17 protein-coding genes, 1 tRNA gene and 2 rRNA genes (1 of these 20 only partly in view) are annotated in these 25,077 nt (G+C 63.2%); 11 read left to right on the top strand and 9 right to left on the bottom strand.

Translation table 11 applies throughout. The annotated features are described in order from the left end of the window. Positions 1–3: 3 nt before the first annotated feature. Positions 4–1,242, top strand: a complete 1,239-nt coding sequence (locus tag K8P63_RS09525) for a rhodanese-like domain-containing protein (protein WP_223799556.1) — start codon at positions 4–6, stop codon at positions 1,240–1,242. Positions 1,243–1,359: 117 nt separating this feature from the next. Beyond that, positions 1,360–1,641 (top strand): hypothetical protein, encoded by a 282-nt coding sequence (locus K8P63_RS09520; protein ID WP_223799555.1) that lies wholly within the window; start codon positions 1,360–1,362, stop codon positions 1,639–1,641. 214 nt (positions 1,642–1,855) lie between these two features. On the opposite strand, the gene K8P63_RS09515 is transcribed toward K8P63_RS09520, so the two are convergent. The 4 genes from K8P63_RS09515 to K8P63_RS09500 form a co-directional block, all read right to left on the bottom strand. Beyond that, positions 1,856–2,749, bottom strand: coding sequence for a 3-hydroxyacyl-CoA dehydrogenase family protein (locus tag K8P63_RS09515; protein ID WP_223799554.1), 894 nt, complete (start codon positions 2,747–2,749; stop codon positions 1,856–1,858). 186 nt (positions 2,750–2,935) lie between these two features. Next, positions 2,936–3,580: an OmpW/AlkL family protein gene (locus tag K8P63_RS09510; protein ID WP_223799553.1), complete on the bottom strand. Its 645-nt coding sequence runs from the start codon at positions 3,578–3,580 to the stop codon at positions 2,936–2,938. A gap of 49 nt (positions 3,581–3,629) precedes the next feature. Beyond that, positions 3,630–4,544, bottom strand: coding sequence for a hypothetical protein (locus K8P63_RS09505; protein WP_223799552.1), 915 nt, complete (start codon positions 4,542–4,544; stop codon positions 3,630–3,632). Further along, positions 4,541–5,512 (bottom strand): 3-hydroxyacyl-CoA dehydrogenase NAD-binding domain-containing protein, encoded by a 972-nt coding sequence (locus tag K8P63_RS09500; RefSeq protein ID WP_223799551.1) that lies wholly within the window; start codon positions 5,510–5,512, stop codon positions 4,541–4,543. Before K8P63_RS09500 ends, K8P63_RS09505 begins: the two co-directional genes overlap by 4 nt. Between K8P63_RS09500 and K8P63_RS09495 the strand changes: the two genes are divergently transcribed. The 4 genes from K8P63_RS09495 to K8P63_RS09480 all read left to right on the top strand — a co-directional run bounded on the left by K8P63_RS09495 (position 5,513) and on the right by K8P63_RS09480 (position 11,038). Continuing rightward, on the top strand, positions 5,513–7,390 hold the full coding sequence (locus tag K8P63_RS09495) for an MFS transporter (protein WP_223799550.1): 1,878 nt from the start codon (positions 5,513–5,515) through the stop codon (positions 7,388–7,390). Further along, positions 7,387–8,505 (top strand): HlyD family secretion protein, encoded by a 1,119-nt coding sequence (locus tag K8P63_RS09490; protein WP_223799549.1) that lies wholly within the window; start codon positions 7,387–7,389, stop codon positions 8,503–8,505. The genes K8P63_RS09495 and K8P63_RS09490 overlap by 4 nt, the downstream gene beginning before the upstream one ends. Then, positions 8,502–9,875 carry an efflux transporter outer membrane subunit gene (locus K8P63_RS09485; RefSeq protein WP_223799548.1) on the top strand — a complete coding sequence of 458 codons (1,374 nt, stop codon included), beginning with the start codon at positions 8,502–8,504 and terminating at the stop codon, positions 9,873–9,875. The genes K8P63_RS09490 and K8P63_RS09485 overlap by 4 nt, the downstream gene beginning before the upstream one ends. Before the next feature lie 257 nt (positions 9,876–10,132). Continuing rightward, positions 10,133–11,038 carry an HWE histidine kinase domain-containing protein gene (locus K8P63_RS09480; protein WP_223799547.1) on the top strand — a complete coding sequence of 302 codons (906 nt, stop codon included), beginning with the start codon at positions 10,133–10,135 and terminating at the stop codon, positions 11,036–11,038. A 68-nt stretch (positions 11,039–11,106) separates the two neighbouring features. On the opposite strand, the gene K8P63_RS09475 is transcribed toward K8P63_RS09480, so the two are convergent. Together K8P63_RS09475 and K8P63_RS09470 are read right to left on the bottom strand one after the other, a co-directional pair. Further along, positions 11,107–11,742, bottom strand: a complete 636-nt coding sequence (locus K8P63_RS09475) for a response regulator (RefSeq protein ID WP_223799546.1) — start codon at positions 11,740–11,742, stop codon at positions 11,107–11,109. Then, positions 11,739–14,744 (bottom strand): sensor histidine kinase, encoded by a 3,006-nt coding sequence (locus K8P63_RS09470; RefSeq protein WP_223799545.1) that lies wholly within the window; start codon positions 14,742–14,744, stop codon positions 11,739–11,741. Before K8P63_RS09470 ends, K8P63_RS09475 begins: the two co-directional genes overlap by 4 nt. 430 nt (positions 14,745–15,174) lie before the next feature. Between K8P63_RS09470 and K8P63_RS09465 the strand changes: the two genes are divergently transcribed. From K8P63_RS09465 to K8P63_RS09445, 5 genes are all read left to right on the top strand, one after another. After that, on the top strand, positions 15,175–16,134 hold the full coding sequence (locus K8P63_RS09465) for a helix-turn-helix domain-containing protein (protein ID WP_223799544.1): 960 nt from the start codon (positions 15,175–15,177) through the stop codon (positions 16,132–16,134). 197 nt (positions 16,135–16,331) lie between these two features. Then, positions 16,332–17,060, top strand: coding sequence for an alpha/beta fold hydrolase (locus K8P63_RS09460; protein WP_223799543.1), 729 nt, complete (start codon positions 16,332–16,334; stop codon positions 17,058–17,060). 75 nt (positions 17,061–17,135) lie between these two features. Then, complete coding sequence (locus tag K8P63_RS09455) at positions 17,136–17,960, top strand: enoyl-CoA hydratase/isomerase family protein (RefSeq protein ID WP_223799542.1); 825 nt, start codon at positions 17,136–17,138, stop codon at positions 17,958–17,960. A gap of 591 nt (positions 17,961–18,551) precedes the next feature. Then, positions 18,552–21,017 carry a TonB-dependent receptor gene (locus K8P63_RS09450; RefSeq protein WP_223799541.1) on the top strand — a complete coding sequence of 822 codons (2,466 nt, stop codon included), beginning with the start codon at positions 18,552–18,554 and terminating at the stop codon, positions 21,015–21,017. Positions 21,018–21,065: 48 nt separating this feature from the next. Further along, the gene (locus tag K8P63_RS09445; RefSeq protein ID WP_223799540.1) at positions 21,066–21,911 is read left to right on the top strand and encodes a tyrosine-protein phosphatase; all 846 of its coding nucleotides are present in this window, start codon (positions 21,066–21,068) and stop codon (positions 21,909–21,911) included. 143 nt (positions 21,912–22,054) lie between these two features. On the opposite strand, the gene K8P63_RS09440 is transcribed toward K8P63_RS09445, so the two are convergent. The 3 genes from K8P63_RS09440 to K8P63_RS09430 all read right to left on the bottom strand — a co-directional run. Continuing rightward, positions 22,055–22,131: transfer RNA gene (locus tag K8P63_RS09440), tRNA-Met, on the bottom strand. Between the two features lie 168 nt (positions 22,132–22,299). Beyond that, a 5S ribosomal RNA gene (rrf, locus tag K8P63_RS09435) occupies positions 22,300–22,414 on the bottom strand. Positions 22,415–22,536: 122 nt separating this feature from the next. Further along, positions 22,537–25,077, bottom strand: a 23S ribosomal RNA gene (locus K8P63_RS09430) (it continues 253 nt past the right edge of the window).

Raw genomic sequence — 25,077 nt, 5'->3', positions numbered from 1 at the left:
CGCATGACCAGAACCATCAGTGCGTCCGCCGTGCGGCGCTTCTTCCTCTTCGGCCAAGAGATCGCACTGCTCGATCTGCGCGTCGAAGCAGCGTTCGCGACCGGCCATCCGCTGTTCGCAGCCAACCTTTCGGCAGCACGGATCGGAGACGAGGCGCGCATCCGACTGCCGCGGCGCGATGTGCCGATCGTGCTCTTCGACGATGGCGAGGGGCTGGTCGATCGGGCTGCCGATGCCTTCGCGCGGCTGGGCTTCAGCGATGTGTGGGCGCTGGAGGATGATCTCGATGGCTGGCGCAAAGCGGGCTACGAACTCTTCCAGGACGTGAACAGCTATTCCAAGGCGTTCGGCGAGCTGGTCGAAGCACGACGGCACACGCCCTCGCTGGCAGCCGAGGATGTCGCGGCGCTGATCGACGAAAAGGCCGACATCGCGATCGTCGACGCCCGGCGTCCATCCGAATATGCCACCATGAACATCCCCGGATCGACCAGCGTGCCCGGTGCGGAACTGGTGCTTCGCGCAGACACCGTTGCGCCGGATCCCGACACGACGATCATCGTCAATTGCGCCGGCCGGACGCGTTCGATCATCGGCGCGCAGTCGTTGATCAATGCGGGGCTGCCCAACCGTGTCGTCGCGCTACGGAACGGCACGATCGGCTGGACCCTGGCCGGGCAGGCATTGGAGCATGGGTCCGATCGCCACGCGGGACCAGCCGGGCGCAGCGAGAGCTTCGGCCGCGCGCGCGCCGTCGCCTATCGCTCCGGCGTTCGCCATGTTCGGCCAGACGATGCCAATGCGTTGCGCGAAGACGAAAGTCGGACGCTCTATCGCTTCGACGTGCGCACCGAAGAGGAATATGCCGCGGGCCACATTCAGGGCTTTCGCCATTACCCCGGCGGCCAGTTGGTCCAGGAAACCGACATGGCCGCGCCGGTGCGAGGCGCGCGCATCCTGCTCGCCGACGATCTCGGCGCGCGTGCCGACATGACCGCGTCATGGCTCGCCCAGATGGGATGGGAGGTCTACGTTCTCGAGGGAGGATTCGACGGCAGCCTGGGCACGCTCGAGCGCGGCGCGCAACCGGCGCTTCCGCCGATCGCGGCGGCGGAACGCTACAAGCGGCCCTATGAGGGCACCGACAACGCCACCACCGCGATGCAGGCCTATCTCGACTGGGAATATGGCCTGGTCGGACAACTCGAGCGGGACGGCACGCACGGCTTCTTCGTCATCTAGCACTCCGAGGTCCGGCGACCGACGTCGCGCGTGTCGCCATCCTTGCCTTGTCCATAAAAAGTGCCTTCGCGCGAGACGATGCGCTGCGGGGCTTGGCGTGCGCTATACGGCTTCCGCATGGCCAAGAAGCGACGATACCTCACCGCGACGACCGCCGACGGTTACGTAAAGACGATCGGTCCAACCGCGAGCCCGTTCACGCATTATTGGCGGATCGTCGCGTACCTCGAGAACGGCCGGACCGAGGTTTTCTGGGGGCATACGAGATCGCTCGGCGAAGCAACCGGCAAGACGGCCGCGACAGCCGATGCAGCGCGCCAGCGTGGCTGGCAGCGTTATGATTTCGAAGTGGTCGAACTCGTGGAGTCGGCCACACCGCCGACGAAACACTCGAGTTGATCGCGCAGAACTGGCACATAATCCTGGCTTCACGCTCGCAGCATCCGATGTACGGACACGTAGCCATTGAGGGGAGTGACGCGCCAGACGAGGGGGCCGGGTGCTGCATCCGCCGAGCAATCGACTTGGAGCACGTCACGAGGCCGCGGCGGATCGCAGGCCAGCGCGGCGTGGACGATGGGCGTCGTGTAGCGTCGAACGTCGCCGCGCTGGGCTAGGAGGCTGCCCCGCCTGCCCCGGCAGGCGCGTCATAGTCATCGTAGAAGCCGTGCCCAGTCTTCACGCCCAGCCGGCCTTTCTCCACGTAGCGCTTGAGCAAATCCCGCGGCGCCTCGGGCAAGCCCGGCCGGGTCTGCGCATAATGCTCTTCGATCGCGAGCACGACGTCCAGGCCGACCTGATCCATGTTGCGGAAGGGCCCGAAGCTGCCGCCGACGATGAGATTGAACAGCGTGTCGAGTTCCTCGGGCGTGGTGACGCCTTCGGCGACCACCTCGAGCGACTCCCGTTTGATGGCGGCCCATACGCGATTGAAAATCAGCCCGACGCTCTCTTTCCGCACCTGGAACGGGATCACGCCATAAAGCGGCAGCTGCCTCATGAGCAATTGAACGATCGCGTCGTCGGTCTTGTCCGATGCCATCACTTCGACCGGCAGCACGCGCGGGGGCATATAAAAATGCGTCGTCAGTACGCGCTCGACGTTTCGCACGTCCGCGATGAGTTCGCCGCTCGGATATGATGAGGAATTGCTGGCGATGATCGCGTCGCCGGGCGCGAGCTTGTCGAGGTTCGCGAGGACGCTACGCTTAAGGTTCGGAATTTCCGGCACGGCTTCGATGATCAGCCACGCATCCTCAACTGCCGTCGGAAGATCGCTCGTGGCGACGAGCGGGCCTGCACGCCCGTTCGCAATCGTCGGAAGCAGCGCCGGGAGCGCGCCGCCGATGTAATCGACGGCCTGTTGCGCGGACGCGGGACGCGTATCGTACAGTCTCACCTCGGCGCCTTGAGTACAAAGCATCAGCCCGATCCTGCGCCCCAACGTTCCGGCCCCGATGATGGCAATCGGGCGCGTTGCGATATTGTCCGGAATCAGTGCCGCCACGACATTCCCCTGACCAAAAGCATGCGACGCGTTACCGTCGCGAAAAGTGAAGACGGGCTTCGGGCCACGACGTGGCCCGAAGCCGGCTTTGACTGTGGCGGTATCGATCGTTTCAAACGGCGTGACGATGGAGGATTGACTGCATTTTGATCAAAGCCGCGCGATCCGCTCGATCACGACGAATATTCAAAAGCCGTGGGAAATACCGCCGGAGAGGACAAGCGGATCGAGCCGGATCCTGGCTTCGATCGGCGCCGCGCCGAGCAGCGCCGTCGCTCGCGTCCTCAGGTGCGCCTTCTTGACGTCGACGAACACGCCCCAGCGTGGCGACACGGCGAACTCGGTGCCGCCCTGGACGGCCACGCCCACGCTGTCGTGCACGTCGAGCTGCCGGACTGCATCGTCCTTGTTCTTGAAGATGAGCAGGAACACGGGGCCGGCGCCGATATAAGGCTTCAGCCGGCCGAGCCCACCGAAATGATAATGACCGCTGATGACCACCGGCCCGTATCGGATGCGGCCAAGCGATCCGAGCGGCTGCAGCGATCCGACGCCATCGACGGTCGCGACCGGGGGAAAACCGCCGGTGGCCGATAGCCCCCAGTGTCTCCACCGATAACCGGCTTCCGCGATGAACGTCTCGTTCGCGGCGATACTCACCGAAGCCTTGGGAATGACCGATGCCCCGCTTCTGATGACCGCGCCTTCATTGAACAGCAACGCGCCCGCGCCGAGGTGGACGTACCACCCCCGGTCGGTCTGTGGATCAGGTGCCACTGCTGCCGCGTCGCTCGCGAACGACGCCGCGATCAGGCAGACGCCGGACAACACTTTTCCATGCAACCGGCTGCTGCACGATCGCGGACAGGGCATGGCGCGATCACGCCTTGAGGTAGGCGATGCCCGTCAGCGGGCCATGTCCTTCATATATAACGGATCCATCATCAGGACTTTCGAGGCTCACGACCCGCACGATGCCGCCGAGATCGCTGACGAAGACGCGCTTGCCGACTTGGTCGATGGCAAGGCCGATCCCTTCCTTGAGCCCGGAAAGAATGATTTCCGGTTCGAGCGGACGCCCGGCGTCGAACGCGACACGGTTCAGCGTGTTACCGGCGGGCGGTGATCCGCGGTCGGTCCAGTAAAGCTGGCTCTTCTCCGCATGCCATTCGAGATCGATCGGCTCCGGAAGGGTCTCGAAGAGGAGCTCGACATCGGGGCGGTTGGCGGGATCCGCGCCGGCCGGCATCTTCAGTCCCGCGCGGAAAATCCGCCCCTCATTTCCGTCGGGGCGCCCTTTCTGCGTCCAGTAGATGAACCCGTTCTCGGTATCGAGCGCCAGGCCGACGCAATGGCGTCGGCGGTCCCGACGATCGATGTCGCCCGAGCCGGTCTGGATCAGCGTCGTGACGTCGGACCCGTCGGTGCGCGCGCGCATGACACGCATCCCCTCGCGATCCGACCAGTAGATGAGCCCCTTCCCCGCATCGCATTGCATCTGCTTCGGCGTGAAGGTGCCTCCCTTCGGTATGATGACTGCGCGATCGCTGCCGTCGTAATTGACCCGCTCGATCATGCCGTCATTCTGATTGAAGTCTTCGCCGTCATGAGCACTGCCCATGTAGGTCCAGAAGATGTGCCGGTTGATGGGATCGAGACCGATGCCGTCCGGAACGACGCCAAGGTCTGCGACGAGGGTCTGGATATCCCCACCGTCCGGCGCGATCGACACCATCCGCGACGGGTGGCCGAGATTGAGGAGAAGCAGCCGGTCTGACGCACCCATGATCGTCATCCTTCGTGCGATGCGCGGTCGATCCCCGCGAGGCCGTTGATCACCGCGATCTCCTTCGCATCGCGCGTTTCCGCGAGATCCTTGAAGGCCGATTTCCCATAGGTTGCATCGACCTGCGCGATCAGAAGGGCCTTGGTCGCTTCGTCCAGCTTCGGCTGGCCGAGGACTTTCCAGGACGCCTCGGTGGGTGGACCGAACTGCTCGAGAAAGTGGCGAAGCCCACCAGCCCCTCCTCCGAGATGGAAGGAGAGGAAGGGTCCGGATGTCGCCCAGCGGATACCGAGCGAGTTGGTCATGATGTCGTCGAGCTCATCCAGCTCGACCACGCCCTCGCTTACGAGATAGACCGACTCTCGAAAGATCGCCGCCTGTAGCCGATTGGCGACGAAGCCGGTAACTTCCTTCCTGATCTCGCGCGGAACCTTGCCGACACTCTGGTAGAATTCGAGGGCCTTCGCCGTCACGGCGGGATCGGTGGCAAGCGTCGGCACGATTTCGACCAGCGGCATCAGGTGGGGCGGATTGAAGGGATGCCCGATGATCAGCCGGGCCTTGTCGGTCATCTGATCGGACTGAACGGATGCGGGGATCGTCGAACTCGACGAACAGAGGAGCGCGTCTTTCGGCGCCGCCTCCTCGACCAGCTTCCAGAGCGAGCGCTTGAAGTCCAGCCGTTCCGGCCCGCATTCCTGGACAATGTCGGCGTCCGCAACCGCAGAGGCCGTATCGCTGCCGAAGGACAGATTTGCGGTCAGGTCGGCCGTGTCGTAGCCCATCGCAGCGAGCGAGGGGATTGCGGTCTCGATCGTTGCCTTGACCTTGGTCTCGATGGCCGGGTCGGGATCGCTGATGATGACCTTCAACCCGTTGGCGAGGAACAGCGCCGCCCACGAGGCGCCTATGACGCCGCCGCCGATGATGGCTGCACGCTTTCCGCCCTGGATGGGGTCCTGTTTGGCCGTCGTCATGTGGAAGTCTCCGAACAACGCGGCGCGGTTGCGACTGTCGGGCGCAACGCCGCTTCTGAAGCGTTCGATCTAACCGCGCCGCGCCAGCCGATCTTCTCCGAACCGCGCGGATTTGTTCAAATGGGCGGTTATCCCGGCTGCGCGATCAACGGGCATTTGTCTATTCGCAGGCCGTTTTGCCCGTTTGCCTCACAAAGCCGACGGATGTTCGGCTTCGTCGTTGTGCTGCAGGAACGACGAGCCCTAGTTAAGACTATGGCGGCGTCGTTCTTCCAAGACGAGGACATCAATTATCCTCCCGAATATCGACCGGCCTTTCCGGGCGGACCGGGGCATCCGCCGCATCCCCGCATGCGTCGATACGCCTATCTGGCGGTCGGCGTGGCGCTCGCGCTGACATCCGGGCTGGGCAACACGCTGATACAGGACAATCAGGGCCAGCTTCTGGGAGCGCTGGGCGCCGAAGCGAACGAGATTGCGTGGGTGCCGACCGCCTATGTCATGAGCTTCGCCACGATGAACCTCCTGCTGGTGCGGTTCCGCCAGCAATTCGGCCTGCGGCTCTACGCGCTGATCTCGCTCGTCCTTTTCACGATGTTCACTGCGGCTCATGCCTTCGTGACCGGGGTCGGTGGCGCGATCTTCATTCATGCTCTTGCGGGTTTTTCGGGTGCGTCGCTGCTCGCGCTGTCGATCTATTATGTCATGGAGTTCATGGCATCGGCGCATGCCTCGAAAGCCGCCGTCCTGAGCCTTTCGCTGTCGCAGGTGCCGATCGCGATGTCCCGCCTGATCGATCCGGAGAAACTCGCGTTCGGCGACTGGCAGGCGCTCTACGTGATGGAATTGGGCATCGCCCTAATGTGCCTGGTTGCGGTCCTCTGGCTGCGCCTGCCGCCGGGCGTCCGATCGCAGGCATTCGAGCCGCTCGACTTCATCGCCTATCCGCTCCTCGCCGGCGGAATGGCGCTGGTCATCGCGGTCATCGGGATGGGACGCTACGAATGGTGGACGGACCATGACTGGCTGGGCTGGGCGCTGGTGGCGGCGATCCCCATGCTGACTGTCGCCGTTTATATCGAGGCTCATCGCACGCGTCCGCTGCTCGACGTCCGATGGCTCTATCGCAACGAGCTTCTGCGCTTCGGCCTCGTCGTCATCATCCTTCGGATCGTGCTGGCAGAGCAGTCGCTGGTCTTTGGTTTTCTCGCCGGTGCGGGCATCCTCAACGACGAGCTGGTCACCTTCTGCGCGGCGCTGAGCCTTTCCGCGATCGCGGGTGCGGTCACATCCGCCATGGTTTTCGAGCAGAAGCGCATTCTGGCGATGGGGGTGGTCGCGTTTGCGCTGATCGCGGTGGCGGCTGCAATGGATTGCTCGCTGACCAGCCTTACCCGGGCGCCGCAGCTCTACGCGACCCAGATGACGATCTCGTTCGCGACGACGTTTGCGATCGGCCCGACCCTGGTGTTCGCCCAGGTTCCCGTCGCCCGCGCGCACGGCACGACGCTGACCTCTTATGTCGTCCTGTTCGCGATCGCACAGAATGTCGGTGGGCTGGCCGGCATCTCGCTGTTGGGATCGCTGCAGACTATCTTCGAGAAGGCCAATTCGGTCGCCCTGATCGATCGGGTCCGGGCGTTCGACCCGGTGGTTCAGGCCCGCATCGTCGCCGGTGGGGGCGGCGAACATGGCGTGGCCGCGCTTCAGGCGGCGATGTCGCACGAGGCCGGTACGCTCGCCTACGGAAATGTCTTCGGCGTCGTCGCGCTGATCGCCGCCGCGGTCGCGGTCTACATGTTGACCCGCCTGCTGTTCTGGCCGCCCGCATCTCTTCCGTCGTCGCCCCCCTCCCCTCCTGCGCTGGTGCATTCATGACCGACGTCGGCCCTGCGCCCCCGGCCGCGTCGGTCACTCCCGCGCGGTTCTGGCAGATCCCGCAGCCCGCATGGCCGGTGCGCATCCTCTTCGTCGCTGTGGCGATCACCGGAATTCTGCTGGTGCTGGCAGCGTGGCGCCTGCCGCCGTTCGGGAGCGGATCGCAGCGCACGGAGGACGCCTACGTTCAAGGCCATACGACGGTGATCGCACCCCAGGTGGCCGGCTATGTCTGGCGGGTTCACGTCGACGATTTTGCCGTGGTCCGGGCCGGACAGATCCTCGCCGAGATCGATCCGCGGCCATTCCAGCAGCGCGTCGAGCAGGCACGCGCCAATCTCGACGCCAAGCTCGCCGAACTCAAGAACAACCGCCAGCGGCTCGCCGAAGGCCTCTCCCAGGTGCGCGTTCAGGAGGCGACGATCGCAAGTGCGGTCGCAAAGCAGGTCCAGGCCGTGCGCTACGCACAGCGCTCCGCCGATCTCGTGAAGCAGGGCGCGCTATCGCAGCGCGAGCGCGAAAGCGACGAGGCGACGCTTGCGGGTTCGGATGCGGCGGTCGCACAGGCGAAGGCGGCGCGCGACAGCGCGATCGAGCAAGTGAAGGCGGTCCGGGTGAACGAGGCCGCGCTCGTGGCCGATGCCGAGGCGGCCCGAGCGCAGTTGCACCAGGCCGCGATCGACCTTGGCTATACGACGCTGCGCGCGCCGCAGGACGGCTCCCTAAGCGAAGTCGTCGTTCGCATAGGGCAGTTTGCGGCGGCCGGAACGCCGTTCATGTATCTCGTTCCGGCGCAGCGCTGGGTGATCGCCAATTTCAAGGAAGCGCAGACCCGCCACATGGCTGTCGGCCAGCCCGCTTGGTTCGCCGTGGACGCGCTTGGCGGCCTGCGCTTCCGTGGACATATCGAGCGGATCGCGCCGGCGACCGGCGCACAGTTCAGTGCGCTCAAACCCGACAATGCCACCGGAAATTTCACGAAGGTGCCGCAACGGATTCCGGTCCGGATCGCCATCGACGCAGGCCAGCCGCAGGCGGCTCGCCTGGGGCCCGGCATGTCGGTCGAGGCCCATGTCGATATATTTTCGGGCAGCCGGGCCGGACGGGCAATATGAGGCCGGCCGGCGCGATGACCGCGCTCGCTGCCTTGGCCGTGTCGGCATGCGCGGGCCCTCGCCCGCCGATACCGCCGGCCGCGTCGCTGTCCCCGCCTGCCGCTTGGCGACACACGCCAGCCAACGACGCCGCCATCGACCGGCAATGGTGGCAGGCCTTTGGTGATCCCGTGCTGTCCGAACTGGTGGAGCGCGCGCGTGCTCACAATACGGACATCGCGATGGCCGCGACGCGGGTCGCCGAAGCCCGAGGCGCGGTGCGATCGGCCCGCGAGGCGCGCATTCCCGAAATCGATGCCCAGGCAGGCGGAAGTTACGCACGGACGGTGACGCTGGGGATACCTGTCGACGCGCTCGGCACCGTCGATGGCGTCAGCGCATCGTGGGATCTGGACCTGTTCGGTCGCCTCGCCAATGCGAGTGCGGCCGCCCGTGCCGAGCTGCTCGCCTCGCGTGCTTCCTACGATGCGGTCCTCCTGTCGATCAGCAGCGCCACCGCGGAAACATATATCGAGCTGGTCGGCGCCGATGAACGCCTGACGGTGCTGCTCGAGACGTTGAAGTCGCGGTCCCGCTCGCTCGACCTTGCACGCAAGCTTCGCGGCGGCGGTTATTCCTCCGATCTCGAGCTGCGGCAGGCGGAGGGCGAATATCGCGCGACCAGCGCCATGGTGCCGCAGGAGCGCCTTGCGATCACGCGGCTCGAAAATGCGCTCAGCATCCTCGTCGGCGATGCGCCTGCCGACGTTGGCAGGGCACCCGGTGGACTCGCGGGATTGAAATTGCCCGTCATTCCGGTGGCGTTGCCGTCCAGCCTGCTGCGCCGACGCCCGGATGTGGTCGCGGCAGAGGATATGCTGGTCGCGGCGGATCGCTCGCTCGACAGCGTGCGCGCCTCGATGATGCCCGACTTCTCGCTGGCCGCCAGCGGCAGTCTGCTTGCGGCCAACGTTCTCCCACAGCCCTTCGGGCTGTTCAATCTGGCCGGGGGTGCCATCGCGCCGTTGCTCGGCGCCGGGCGGCACAAGGGTGAGATGGAATCGGCGGCAGCGCGCCGCGATCGTGCCGCCTTTGCCTATCGCAATACGACGTTGACGGCGCTCCGCGAGGTCGAAGACGATATGGCTGCCCTGCAACGCCTGGGCGAACAGCGTCAGGAACTGATCGCGCAGGTCGATGCCAACGCCGGAGCACTCCGGATTTCCAGCTTACGTTATGCGCGCGGTTATGCATCCTTTTTGAACCAGCTGGATGCCGAGAGGCAGCTGCTGGCGGCGCGGCTCGCGCTCGCACAGGCCGACACCGATCGGCTTGCGGCGAGCGTTCAACTCTATCGCGCGCTCGGTGGCGGCTGGATGGACAGCGGCTAATTCGCGTCGCTTCTTGCGAAGCCAATGCGGACGATAGCGCCTCATCGTCTGCCAATCACGCGTGGCCAGATCAACCGAACATCAGCCGTCTGTGAAGATTAGAAGCGGTCCTTTCAATCATACCATAGCGAGCCGTGCAAAGCCGGCAGCCCAGTGCAGAGCGCGCGCTCCGCCCCGCAGGGCCCAACGAGGTGAAATCCATGGCCGAGCCACCGCCAAACCCCGCTCGCCGGCCCGTTCGCGATGCCGGGAGGGCCTTGATCGCGCTGACCGTCGGCAGGCCGGTCATCCTCGGAGTTGGATTGGCTGTAGCCGGCGCCTTGGCGGCAACGGGGCTTGGCAGGGAGCTTGGTCCCGAACGGATGACATTCCTGTTCGCCGCCGCCGCGACGGCGGTCCTGTCGGGCATCGCAGCCTTCGGGTGGGGAAAAGTGGTGATGTTCGAGGGACGGAGGCGGGAACAGGACTTGTCGAGAACGGTGCATGCGCTGCGCGAGCGGGACAGCGAAGCGAGCCGACATGCCGCCAGTCTCGCCTTGTTGAATCAAGAACTGGCGCATCGTTACAAGAACTTTCTGGCCGTCGTTCAGATGATCGCGGAACGTACCCTCGCTCAGGCGTCGGACCTCGATACCGCACGCCTGGCGCTGTCCGATCGGATTGCCGCGCTGGGGGCGACCGCCACGATCCTCGCGGCGCCCGATTGTGAGGCAGCCCTCCTTGAAACGGTGGCGCGTACCATGATCTCGCCACATGATCCCGACGGCACGCGGATCGTGTGTTCCGGACCGCCGATCATGCTGCCGTCCTCGATGGTGCTCGGCATGGCGCTCGCGCTCCACGAGCTCGCCACCAATGCGGTCAAATATGGCGCCCTTTCATCGCCGACCGGGCGCATCGACGTCCGGTGGTCGGTCCAGCGCAATGTCTACGAAAACGATGATGCACGTTGGGAGGACGTCCTGTGCTTCTCGTGGCGGGAGGCGGGTGGCCCCGTCGTGACCCCGCCCACGCGACAGGGCTTCGGCAGCCTGCTCATCAAGCGCGCCGTAAATTCCTATTTTTCGGGATCCGGAAACCTCGATTTCGCACCGGAAGGGCTAGTCTTTTCGATGGAAGCCCCACTGCCGGCCGCCTTCGAGACCTCCATGCTGTCTGAGTGACGCTCGATCCGAACCCGGATAGCCTGTTGCCGCCGGGATTGCATTTTGAGGTCATGATCCACCAGAGATCAAAGCTCGATTATGCCACGTCGTGCTGCGACGACGACGGCGTGGGTGCGGTCGGTCGCGCTGAGCTTCAGCGCAATGTTCTTCATGTGCGATTTCACCGTTTCTTCCGACAGCGAAAGCGCGTGGGCTATTCGCTTGTTGGAATTACCGCCGGCGACGAGCTGCAGGACTGCAATCTCGCGCGCTGTGAGCGGTTCGTCGATTGCCCCCAGCGCCAGCGCCGACGCGACCTCTGGGTGAAGATAACGATGCCCGCGATGCACCTCGCGGATGGTGCTGACCAGCTCGCGCCGCAGGCTGCTTTTGAGCAGATAGCCGACCGCCCCCGCTTTCATGGCGCGCATGGCCTGGGCATCGCCGGCATAGGTTGTGAGCACCACGATGCGGGCTTGCGGGAATTCAGCCCGGATCGCGCCGAGCGCTTCGAGCCCGCCCATCTCCGGCATCTGCAGGTCCATCAGCGACACGTCGGGTCGCCAGCGGCGATACCCCTCGATCGCTTCGGGCCCATTGCTGGCCTCCCCGACCAGCGAGAGATCGGGCTGCGGCTCGAGCACCGCGGCGACACCCTCGCGGAGCAAGGGATGATCATCGACAACCATCACCCTGATCGGGCCGGGCCGTCCGTCGCTCATGCCAGCGCTTCCATGTTCGACAGGCCGAAGAGCGATCTTATCCGCCGAAGCGGGCTGGACGGATAAGCCACGCTTGCAGGCACCGTCACGGTAACGCAGGTTCCTCGCCGGCCGGCATTCGCCCCCAGATACAACGAACCCGCGACGCGGCGGGCGCGCTCGTGCATGCCGGCAATACCGAAATGCCGATTGTCATCGGGCGCCACGCGTCCGAGGTTGATACCGCGCCCGTCGTCGACGATCGCGAGCGTGAGCCGGGCACGCCCGTAATCGATGACGACATCGACCGCGTCGGCCTGGGCATGGCGGACGACGTTCGACAGGGCTTCGCTCGCGATGGCGGTCAACTCCTCCTGCACGGTCGGATCGATGGTCCGCGCCGTACCTTCCTCGCGAACCACGACCGACAGGCCAGCGGCGGCATCCAAATTATCCGCCACCTCGAGCAAGGACGAGCTCAGATCGCCCGTGCGCATAACCGATCTGAGACCGTGCACCCGCTCGCGCCCTTCCAGCAGCAGTTCCTCGGCGCGATCCAGTGCCGTCTCCATCAATTGCCCCGGAACCTGATCGCTCGGCAGGCGGTCGGCGATGCCCTGAAAGCGCAGAATGAGCCCCTGCACGCCCTGAAGCAGCGTGTCGTGCAATTCGCGGGCGATGCGCTCGCGCTCGGCAAGGCGCGCATCGAGCCGCGCCTTGAGCCGGCGCGTGATATTGTTCAGCCGGATCCTGTAAAACAGCCAGGCAAGCAGGAGCGCCGCCCCCGCGCATAGAAGCTTGAAGACGAAGGACTGGACGAACGTGGGCGGCAGGGTGAACCGGATAGCGGCACCGGCCCTGTTCCAGACGCCGTCCTCATTGGCCGCGATGACTGCAAACCGATATGAGCCGGGCGCGAGGTTGGAATAGAAGGCCTGGCGCCGGGCGCCGGGATCGACCCAATGTTCGTCCACGCCTTCAAGCCGATAGCGCAGCGCCACGCGCTCGGGAACGGCGAGGCTCAGCGCGGTAAAATCGAGTTCGAGGTTCTTCGTGCCGCGCCGCAGCGCGATTGCCGCTGGATCCGAAGTTACGACTCCGTCGGCCACCAATCTGGTGATCGCGACGGGCGGCGGAAGATCGTTGTGATGAAGGTTTGCCGGGTCGATCCAGACGATGCCGCTGGTCGTCATGAACCAGATTCGTCCATCGCCACCGACAGCGGCGCCATTGTCGGCATAATCGAGATAGTTGAACCCCTGCAGACCATCCAGGGCATTGAAGATCTGCGGACGCAGAACGGTGCCCGGATGATCGAATGCACGCTGGATGTCTGCCGTCCGCAGCCGCAGGATTCCCGAGGTCGATTGCAGCCATGTATCGCCGCTTGGCGTCTCGACGATTCCGGTCACATGCTGAAGCCAGGGATAAGCCGATCCGAGCAAGTCGATACGTCGGCCACGTATGCGCGCGAGGCCGTTCACCCCTCCGACGAGCATATCATCCGAGCTGCGATAAATCGGCCCTGTCCTGCCGCCCGGGATCTGGTTGAACGGCCAGATCATCGACGGCGCCGACGCGTCTTGACGCATCAGCCCCTGGTTTTCGTAGAACAGCGCCGGCCGGCCCTGCGCATCGAATGAGAATCTGGTCACGAACGTATGGCTCTTGCTCGTCGGCGCCTGCGCCCAGCCGCCGGACGTGCGCCGGAACAGATTTCCCCAAGTGCTCAGGAACCAGGGCTGGCCGTCTCGATCGGCTTCGCAATGCATGTAGCCCCGGTCGGCGGGGGGGATTGCGTCGTGGAAGCGTCCGTCGTGCTGGACATGGAAGGTATCGAGGTCACCGACCCATATGTCTCCGCCCGCGCCTTCGCAGATACCCATGGGGTTTTTCAGGTGCTGAAGGACCGCCTTCGGTGATCCGCCCGGTTCAGCCTTATAAAGCGTTTCGCTGTCGGCGACGTAGATCGTCCCTTCATGGTCGGCGAACAGGGCGTACCCCAATGCCGACCGCGTCGACACCGCGGTTTCGAGCACGACGTTTGCGGGGCGAAACCGATCGAGGCCGCCCGACGTCCCGATCCAGATGGATCCTTCGTGATCTTCAAAGATCGCGCGAACCGCGTCCGACGACAGGCCCTGCATCGATGTGTAGTGCTCGACGGTCGCGCTGGAAGACCTACCGGCCCCGGGCTCTCCCACTCGAAACACCCCGTGCGCCTGGGTGCTGCCCCACACGTCACCGGACCGATCAGCGATGACACGAAGCACGCTCTCGCCGGCGGCGGACTGGATCGGGATTATGTCCGCCCCCGATGCCTTCGCGATGGCGGTCAGGCCGCGGCCATGACTGTTGGTCGCGGCCCACAAGGTGCCGCGCTTATCCTCGACAAGGCTGGTGAACATATTTCCGGGATTTGGGGCGATATAGCTGAACCGATCCTGCCCGCTGCGGAGCACGTAGACCGCTTTCTGGGTCAGAACCCAGAACGAACCGTCGTGCGCCAGCAATAGCGCCAAAGCATATTTACCGGAGAGTTGGGCATCGAACTGCGTCCAGCGCCCATGATAGAGCCGCAGAACCTGTAGATCGGGGGCGGCGCTCCGCACCCAGAGGCCACCGCCGCGATCCTCCACCATCTCTTCGATACGCTTCGCGCGGGAGCTGGGGGTGACGTCGGCCTGTTGAGCTCCCCGACGCACCAGCACGTGCCCGTTGAGCAGACCGATGAACAAGCGACCGTCGCGCGTGGCCGCCAATGCCGTGACGCTCGTTTCCGGCCCAACCATCGCGACACGCTCGAACCTTCGCCCGTCGAAACGATAAAGCCCGGTGATCGAGCCGATCCAGAGAAACCCGTCGGTTGTCTGCGCCAATGCCTGGATACCCGCCGGGGCGCCGTTGTCGGCGGTCCAGCGTGTATGTTTCATCTGCTCGAGTGTGCGAAACGTCGGCGCGGTTGTGGCACCCGTCAGGAACAGTAACGCGGGGAGGCACAGCCAGCAGACGGTCTTTTTCAACGCGTTACCCCATCGCTCCCAAAAGAATGGCAGCGTGCCACCCTTCTATTGACGCCCTGGGTGCTTCGTAAGACCCCCAAACGGGTCAGTCGACGGTCCCCTGATCGTGGGGCGCGCCCAGCAGGTGCGGGTGGCCAGATGCGCGCGCGGCGCGGTGCATTCCTCAAATCGGTGACCGCTCAATCCCCCGATCCGGGCTGTTGGCAAACGAGCGCGCCTGCAAACAGCAGGGCCCGAAACGCTAGTGGAACGACTTCCGCTCGCTGCTCCGGGAGCGCTGCCATGGTTCAGATACCGCCCAGCGTGCTGCGAGATGGTTCCAGAGCATCCGGCCCGATCCGATCCCACGGCCGCAGCGAGTGGGGAAACCCGGCGCGACCGCCACGCTCCACTTTACCGCGCCGCTTCCGCTCGACGGCCGAGGCGTGACATGGCCACGCTGGCCCCTCTCAGCCGCGGCGATGTTTCAGGCCGCTCCGACCCGTTCTTGTCGGGCTATCGGGTCGATGCCGGATGTCATCGCCGCCTGCGCAGCACCGAACTTGCCCAACTGGGCGAAAGCGCCGACGTCGCGCTTAGGGTCGTCCGCGACCGTTTCGATGAAACCGGTTCGGAGGCTTTCATCAGTTTCGGCAATCACGACGCCGACGCCGCGCGCTTGCTCCTGGCCGACACGCCCACCTCGACCTTTGTTCGCGACGGACAGACCCGGATCGTCGCGCCGCGCAAGGCATGGCACACGAGCGTCGAGGATCTGCGGCCCAGCCTGCACTGGCGGGCGGATCACGCGCTGGATCTCCTCAGCTTCGTGGTGCCGAAGGCGGCACTGGACCGATGGGCGGACGAGGCCGGCGTCCGGCCGGTCCCGGGCCTGATGCATCAGGCGAACAAGCACCTTGCCGACGAAGTTATCGCCGGGTTCGGCCAGGCAATCCTACCCTGCCTCGATCGCCCGGACACCGCGCCGCGCCTGTTCGTCGACCAGGTATTGCACGCCATGTGCGGGTATCTGGCCCGCACCTACGGCGCGGCGCAGCCGGCCCAGCACAAGGGCGGCCTCGCGCCTTGGCAGGAGCGCCGGGCGAAGGAACTGATTGCGGCCAACCTCGACAATCAGCTGTCCTTGCACGCGCTTGCGACCGAGTGCCGGCTTTCGATTTCGCATTTCACCAAGGCATTCAAGACGTCGCTCGGCCAGAGTCCGCACCAGTGGCTGCTCGAGCGGCGGATCGAACATGCGAAGACGCTGCTCGTGACCACGGAGCTCGCGCTCTCCGAGGTCGCGACCACCTGCGGCTTCGCTGATCAGAGCCATTTCAGCCGCGCTTTTTCGCGACGCGCGGGTTGGTCGCCCGGCGCGTGGCGCAGAGCGCATTCGAATCTGTCCTGACAGGCGCCGCGCTGGTGCGGCGCGTCGGACCAAGCCGACGCCTTTCCAAGCGTGATGAACGATTGCCCTAGGAAGAGACAAATCGTCCGCCGATCCGACAAGCCCCGATCAATTGGCAAGTCTAGACCGCGTCGAGACGGACAACGGAGAAACGTATGACCAAAAAGGCAATTCGAGCACGTGGCCGATTGGGCCTCATGACCGCTTCGATGGTCGCAGCCGCCGCGCTGACACCAGCGGGCGCTTCAGCCGCCGTGAAGTCGGTCGTCCTCGTCCACGGCGCCTTTGCCGACGGCTCGGGATGGAAGCCCGTTGCCGAGATCCTGGAGCGAGATGGTTACACGGTGTGGATCGTGCAGGAGCCGGAGACGACGCTGGCCGAAGACGTCGCGGCGACCAAGCACATTCTCAACAAAGCCGGCCCGTCCGTGCTGGTCGGCCACAGCTATGGCGGTGTCGTCATCACCGAAGCGGGCGATCACGAGTCCGCGCGCGCGCTCGTCTACATAGCGGCGTTCCAGCCGGATGTCGGTGAGAGTGCGGGTGCGCTCGCGACCAAGACGCCCGCCGCGAGCAAGGCGATCGCGCCGATCGGCGGCGGTTTCCTGTGGGTCGATCCGGCCAGCTTTGCCGCCGACTTTGCGGGAGATCTCCCGAAGGCGACCGCCGCGTTCATGGCGATCTCCCAGGTACCGATCACGGCGAGCGCGTTCGGTGCGCCGGTGTCGGTCGCGGCATGGAAGTCGAAGCCGTCCTATGCGGCGGTGGCGGTCAATGATCGCATGATCAATCCGGATCTCGAACGGTCGATGTATGCGCGCTCGCATGCGACGACGATCGAACTGCCCGGGGCCCACACGATCTACGTCTCGCAAGCGCAGAGCGTCGCGAAGCTGATCGAAAAGGCGGCCGCCGCGGCCAACTGATGCCGACCGATGGATGCCGATAGCGGCGCGATGACCGTCGGTCATTCCCTACAGGATCAGATGGCGGAGACTCAGGTGGCCGACGATTACGAAACGCTCGACCTCCACGCCGATGGCGCAATCCTGTTCGTTACGATCAACGCGCCGCCGATGAATCTGCTGGGCCCCGAATTGGTCCGTGATCTGGTATCCATCATCGAGATTCTCGATCGTGGAGAACCCTACAAGGTCGCGGTCTTCCGCAGCGCCGACCCCGATTATTTCATCGCGCACGTCGACGTCACCAAGATCGCCGCCTACCGGCAGGAGGCCGCCCGGCTGACGGGCGAAGCCTCGATCGCGCTTCTGTTTCGCCGGCTGGCGGAAACCAAGGCGGTGACGATCGCGCAGATCGAGGCGCGCGCGCGAGGCGCCGGCAACGAGTTCATCCTGAATTGCGACATGCGATTCGCCGCACGCGGACGGGCGGTGTTCTCGCAGAACGAAGGCGCGTTCGGTCTTGTCCCCGGCGGCGGCGGCGCCCAGCATCTCGTTCGCATGCTGGGCCGCGGGCGGGCGTTCGAGGTCATGCTGAGCGCGGAGGATTACGACGCCGAACTCGCCGAACATTATGGCTGGATCAATCGCAGCTTCGAACCTGCAAAGCTCGCGCCCTTCGTGGAGGCGCTCGCCGCGCGTATCGCGACGTTGCCGGCATCGGGTGCGCGCGCCATCAAGGACCGCGTCAACGCAATTTCCCTCGCGTCCGTCGAAGAGTTTAGGCGGGATTCCGATCTGTTCGGCGAAGGCGCGCGAACCCCGGAAGTACAGCAGCGTATCCGCACCGCGATCGAGCGCGGATTTCAATCCCGCGACGCCGAAATCGATGCCTCCCGCATCCTTGGCAGTCTCGACAATTGAGAAGGGATGCGGCCTACCGAGGGCTATAATAAAGACCGCCGACAAGTTCGCCGGCGGTAGCCTCCGGGTTGCCAGTGCCCCTTGGCACATTTCGGCATGATGTCTGCTATACGACGACAGTAAGCCTTACGGCTTGCTGCGGGCGAAGCTGACTGGCGCGCTATTTTGGCGCCAATCGCACGAAGCTGACACGCGTCAACGGCGTTTCGGTCCGACGAGCGCGGCCAAGGTCGATCCAGCCGACGGAGCCGTAGAAATCCTGCCGGGAGGGGAGACGTTGCATGGCCAACCTCGACATTGCAGCCCTGCGCGGGGAGCACGAAGCATCTGAAAATCGGGCCGAATTGCAGCCGTGACATTCAGCGCTTCCCCGTGATCGAAGCTGTTCGCCGAACCTACCAGAACATCACAATCGTTTCGGCCCTAGTCCATTGTTCGATTTTTCTCGAAAACCACCTATCATCATCAAAAATAACCGTTTTTTTTGAGCGCTGGAAAGATGCTCGATTGTCTTTTATTTGCAGCGCTTATGTTTCGAGTCTGTAACATAACGTTACTACCCTCCTTTCATATCACCAAAGGGGGTTTTAGATGGTTTCGAAACGCGTCTCCGCGCGCCATTTGCTGTGTGCTACCGCGATGTTTGGCTTGGCCGCTCTGCCGGCTTATGCCGCCGATCCCGTTCCAGCTGACCCGGCGCCTGCGCAGGAGCAGGATGCGAGCGGCGCGCTCGCCGAGATCGTCGTCACAGCCCAGAAACGGGAGGAGAATCTCCAGAAGACACCGATCTCGATCTCGGTGATGAAGCCGGCAGATATCCAGAATAGGCACATCCAGTCGCTGCTCGATCTGCAGGATGGCTCGATCCCGTCGCTGCGCGTGCTCCCCTTCTCCGGCCGCAACTTCAGCTTGGTTCTCAACATCCGTGGCGTTGGCGTGCTGGGCGATTCCAACCAGCCGGCACGCGATCCCGGCGTGGGCGTCTACATCGACGGCGTTTATCTCGGCCGTCCGCAGGGTCTGAACGGCGCGCTCTACGATCTCGAGAGCATCGAAGTGCTAAAGGGGCCGCAGGGTACTTTGTTCGGCCGCAACACCGAGGGCGGCGCGCTCAACATCGTCACCAAAAAGCCGACCGGCAAGTTCGGCCTCTCGGTCACCGCCGGTGCGGGCAATTACGGCAGCTACGAAACCGAGGTCCACGCCGATCTCCCGGAATGGCACAATTTCAGCCTGAAGGTGGACGGGCTGATCACCTCGCGCGGCGGCACCGTGAAGAACACGATGCCCGGCCAGGCCGATTTCAACGGCTATGACCGGCGTGGCGCGCGCATGCAGCTGAAATGGCAGCCCTCGCCCGATTTCAACGCGCTCTACGCCTACGATAATATTTATGACTCGACGACGGTCGGCTATGAGCAGCGCGTGTCGGTCGGCACGGCGTTCGTGCCGGCGGCGGCGCTCCAGCCCAAGCGCGCCGACACCGTGGCGTACGGGATCCCGCTGCAGGACAGCATCGGCCACCAGAACGGCCACACGCTGACCATGACGTGGAACGCGGCGTCGCACCTGACGCTGAAGTCGATCTCGTCCTACCGCGAGCTGACGCAGAGCCAATATGATGGCGGCGGCATGGCCGGCGGCAATTACGTGACCACCGCCGCGCCGAACGGGCTGGCACAGCATGACAACACGTCCGACCGCTACAGCCTCGCGAATTTCCAGCAATATCAGTATAGCCAGGAACTGCAGGCGATCGGCGACATCGGCGATCACCTCAAATTCGTGATCGGCGGCCTCGCCTATCACGAGCATGTCCGCGATCAGGCGCAGGCGTTCAACACCGGCTATTTCAACAGCGCGGGCCAGTGGATCGTCGAATTTCCACAGACGGGCAATTTGATGAACCTCAACGGCCAGACGGCCGTGACGAACGCCGTGGACCCGCTCTTCCCCTATGTCGGCGTCGACCGCGCCAGCATCGCCAAGACGACCAGCTACGGCATCTTCGGTCAGGCGACCTGGAACCCGGCTTTGCTGGAGGATCGCCTACACCTCACGGGTGGCCTGCGTTGGACCGACGACAAGAAGTCGGGCACGTTGCTCATCACCAACAACTTCGCGCCGGTGAACTCGAACGGCACCTTCGCGCCGATCAGCTTCAAATCCGAGTGGAAGCGGGTCGATCCAATGGTCAACCTCGCGGTCGATCTGTCGCGCGATATCCAGGCCTATGGCAAATGGAGCACCGGCTACAAATCGGGCGGCGCCAACTCGCGTTCGCTCAATTATCGCGCCTTCGATCCCGAATCGGTGTCGATGTTCGAAGTGGGCTTCAAGAGCGAGTTCCTCGACCATCATGTGCGCCTGAACGTCGCCGGCTATACCGGTGTGTACAAGGATCAGCAGGTCGATTTCAGCGTTCCGTATTTCTGCTTCAGCGGAACCGGCGCGGTGATCGCCTGCCCGGGCGCCGCGGTCACCACCCGGACGACGACCAACACCTACAACACGCCCAAGCACGGCAAGGTCAGCGGCGTCGAGACCGAGCTCACGCTGGCGCCATTCCGCGGCCTGACGCTGAACGGCTCCTATACCTACGCCTATATCCGCGTGGGCGCTGCGGTGGATCCCTTCTGCGAATTGCTTGCGGGCGGCGGTTGCGCGATCGATCTGACGCCCCGTGCGCAGCAGGCAGTCCTGACCCCGAAGCACAGCCTGTCGGGTCAGATCGACTATGAATATCCGCTGCCCGACGTCACGCTACGCGGTCACATCGACGGCGCCTGGGATTCGGGTTCGTACAACAGCAGCACGCCCAACGCGGTCGGTGTTCCCAACCCGCTCAGCCAGTCGGGCGTGGTCATCAACACGCGGCTCTCGGTCGGCGACATCGATCTGGGTGCGTCGGGCGCGAAGCTGACGCTTTCATTCTGGGTGCGCAATCTGTTCAACGAGCAGCATCTCGTCGCGCGCACCTACACGGCCGGCACGGGCTATTACGGCTATTTCAACGATCCCCGCACCTTCGGCGGGCAGGCCAACATCCGGTTCTGACGCGCCATGATCGACGGCCGGCCGCATCACGCAGAAAAGGGGATCTCAATGCGTTACGCCCTTTCGCTTCTCCTCCTGTCTACGGCGCAGCCGGTCGTCGCTCAAGGGCTCGCGCCCGTCGCCGTCTCCGCACCTCACGAGCGGCAACTGCCTTTGCAGGGCGGCCGCAATTTCAGAGACATCGGCGGATATCGTGCCGCCGATGGTCGCACCGTAAAATGGGGTCTTCTATACCGTTCGGGATCGATGCACGGCCTGACCGAGGCCGACTATCGCGCGCTGGAGGCGCGAAATATCCGTGTGGTCTGCGATTTCCGCGATACGCAGGAGCGCGCTGGCGAGCCGGTATCATGGCCCTCGCCCGGCGCCCCGAAGGTATTGAGCACCGATTACGAGCTCGACCGCCATTTCTTGCCCGCCGGCGATCCCAAGAATTGGACAGCTGAACAGGCACGATCGGCGATGACGGAGTCCTATCCCCGGCTTCTCACGCAGTTCAACGCTCAATACCGGCGCATGTTTGCGGAATTGTTGGCGGGACATGCGCCGCTTGCTTTCAACTGCACGGCCGGAAAGGATCGCACCGGGATTGCCGCCGCCCTGCTGCTGACCGCGCTTGGCGTTCCGCGCTCGATGGTGATCGACGATTATCTGCTCACCAACCGCTATCTCGACGTGCGCAGTCTGAGCCAAGGCCCTGCCTCGCCCGCCAATCCCCTGGCAAGCATGTCGCCGGACGCCGCCAGGACGCTGGGTGCAGCGGATCGCCATTATATCGAAGCTGTTTTCGCGATTATGGACGCGCATGTCGGCGGCGCCACGGGCTACCTGCGCGACGAGCTCGGCCTCTCTCGCAATGACTTGGTCAAGCTGCGGAATCTTTATCTAGCGTGAGCGCCGGTCGCGTATATCTCGGCGCGAAGACCTATCAATGGCTTTCAGTCGATCGCCATCGGAAACCCGGGCCTGGACCCCGGACGCAAAAAACCGCCGCAGGGGGTTATCCTGGGCGGTTATGGTTTGGGTGGGTTGTGTGTTGGTTGCGGGGACAGGATTTGAACCTGTGACCTTCAGGTTATGAGCCTGACGAGCTACCGGGCTGCTCCACCCCGCGACAACTGGTGTTGGCCCCGGGCCTGGATCCCGGACCGAAGGTCCGCAAGGCCGACCGGCCGTCCGAGCTTATGCGAGGATAGCCAAAGCCGCGGATGCGGCTGCCGGCGCCTGAGGCGCAAAAGGTAACATTGTGAATGGGTTAATCAGCGTTCGCGCCGGCTTCAAAGCCTGGCGGCGACCTACTCTTCCATCGCTTAAGCGATAGTACCATCGGCGCTGTCTGGTTTCACGGCCGAGTTCGGGATGGGATCGGGTGGGTCACAGACGCTAAGGCCACCAAGCTATGGGGCCGGCGCGGATGCTGATGGGTCAGAAATCGATGCGTGCACACTAACACTATGCCGAGCCGAACCACGTGATCGCCGACAATGCTGCGGACAGCCCTGTCATTGATGGTGGAACTCTCAAGCGCGAATAGGACAATTAGTATCGGTTAGCTCCATGGGTTACCCCACTTCCACATCCGATCTATCAAGGTCGTGGTCTTCGACCGTCCTAAGATATCTTATCTCGAGGGGAGCTTCCCGCTTAGATGCTTTCAGCGGTTATCTCGTCCGTACATAGCTACCCTGCTGCGCTCTTGGCAGAACGACAGGTGCACCAGAGGTACGTTCATCCCGGTCCTCTCGTACTAGGGACAAGTCCTCTCAAATATCGACGCCCACGGCAGATAGGGACCAAACTGTCTCGCGACGTTCTGAACCCAGCTCACGTACCACTTTAATTGGCGAACAGCCAAACCCTTGGGACCTGCTCCAGCCCCAGGATGTGATGAGCCGACATCGAGGTGCCAAACAACCCCGTCGATATGAGCTCTTGGGGGTTATCAGCCTGTTATCCCCGGCGTACCTTTTATCCGTTGAGCGATGGCCCTTCCACGAGGGACCACCGGATCACTATGACCGACTTTCGTCTCTGCTCGACTTGTCAGTCTCGCAGTCAGGCTGGCTTATGCCATTGCACTCTAACAGCCGGTTTCCAACCGGCCTGAGCCAACCTTCGCGCGCCTCCGTTACTCTTTGGGAGGCGACCGCCCCAGTCAAACTACCCGCCACAGAGGGTCCCTGATCCAGTTTCATGGATCGAGGTTAGACATCAGAAAACAACAGGGTGGTATTTCACCTATGGCTCCACCAGATCTGGCGACCTGGCTTCAAAGCCTCCCACCTATGCTACACAGTTCTTTCCTAATGCCACTCTGAAGCTGCAGTAAAGGTGCACGGGGTCTTTCCGTCTAACCGCGGGTACTCCGCATCTTCACGGAGAATTCAATTTCGCTGAGCATGTTCTGGAGACAGTGGGGAAGTCGTTACGCCATTCGTGCAGGTCGGAACTTACCCGACAAGGAATTTCGCTACCTTAGGACCGTTATAGTTACGGCCGCCGTTTACCGGGGCTTCATTTCGATGCTTGCACATCTCCACTTAACCTTCCGGCACCGGGCAGGCGTCAGACCCTATACGTCGTCTTGAAGCCGACTTAGCAGAGCCCTGTGTTTTTGCTAAACAGTCGCTACCCCCTGGCCTGTGCCCCCCAACAGAGCTTGCGCTTAGTTGGGGCCTCCTTCTTCCGAAGGTACGGAGGCAATTTGCCGAGTTCCTTCAGAACACTTCTCTCAAGCGCCTTGGTATACTCTACCAGACCACCTGTGTCGGTTTCGGGTACGGTCTATACGGTGGGGCTATTTCCTGGAACCACTTCGAAGCCCATCCAATCCGATAAGGATGAACAACACACGTGATCCGTCACACACCACCAGGCCCACGAATATTAACGTGGTTCCCATCGACTACCCCCTTCGGGCTCGTCTTAGGGGCCGGCTCACCCTGCGCGGATTAGCCTTGCGCAGGAACCCTTGGTCTTTCGGCGACAGGGCATCTCACCCTGTTTATCGCTACTCATGTCTGCATTCGCACTTCCGATACCTCCACGGCCCATTACCAGACCGCTTCACAGGCTTACGGAACGCTCCGCTACCGCGTGGATAAATCCACACCCAAAGCTTCGGTGTATCACTTGAGCCCCGTTACATCTTCGCCGCAGGAACCCTTGATTAGACCAGTGAGCTGTTACGCTTTCTTTAAAGGATGGCTGCTTCTAAGCCAACCTCCTGGTTGTTTTGGGATTCCCACATGCTTTCCCACTTAGTGATAACTTGGGGACCTTAGCTGTTGGTCAGGGCTGTTTCCCTCTCGACGACGGACCTTAGCACCCGCCGTCTGTCTCCCGAGCTGCACTCGTTGGTATTCGGAGTTTGGTTAGGATCGGTAGGTCTCGCGACCCCCTTGCCCATCCAGTGCTCTACCCCCAACGGTGATCACTCGAGGCACTACCTCAATAGTTTTCGCGGAGAACCAGCTATTTCCCGGCTTGATTGGCCTTTCACCCCTAAACACAACTCATCCGGTAACTTTTCAACGTTAATCGGTTCGGACCTCCAGTGGGTGTTACCCCACCTTCATCCTGGTCATGCCTAGATCGCCGGGTTTCGGGTCTAATCCATCAAACTCAGTCGCCCTATTCAGACTCGCTTTCGCTGCGCCTACACCTAACGGCTTAAGCTTGCTTGATAGATTAAGTCACAGACCCATTATGCAAGAGGTACGCTGTCAGGCCTCTAGGACCCTCCAACTGCTTGTAGGCATTCGGTTTCAGGTACTGTTTCACTCCCCTCATCGGGGTGCTTTTCACCTTTCCCTCACGGTACTTGTTCGCTATCGGTCATGCACGAGTATTTAGGCTTAGAGGGTGGTCCCCCTATGTTCAGACAGGATTACACGTGTCCCGCCCTACTCAAGTCCGGTAACATCACTTTCGCATACGGGGCTGTCACCCGCTATGGCCACTCTTTCCAAAGTGTTCTGCTAGTTGAATTACCGGCACTGGCCTGGTCCGCGTTCGCTCGCCACTACTAACGGAATCTCGGTTGATGTCTTTTCCTCCG

The sequence above is a fragment of the Sphingomonas nostoxanthinifaciens genome (genome assembly GCF_019930585.1).
Classification (GTDB): domain Bacteria; phylum Pseudomonadota; class Alphaproteobacteria; order Sphingomonadales; family Sphingomonadaceae; genus Sphingomonas_I; species Sphingomonas_I nostoxanthinifaciens.
This window is presented reverse-complemented; position numbering and strand designations above follow the sequence as displayed.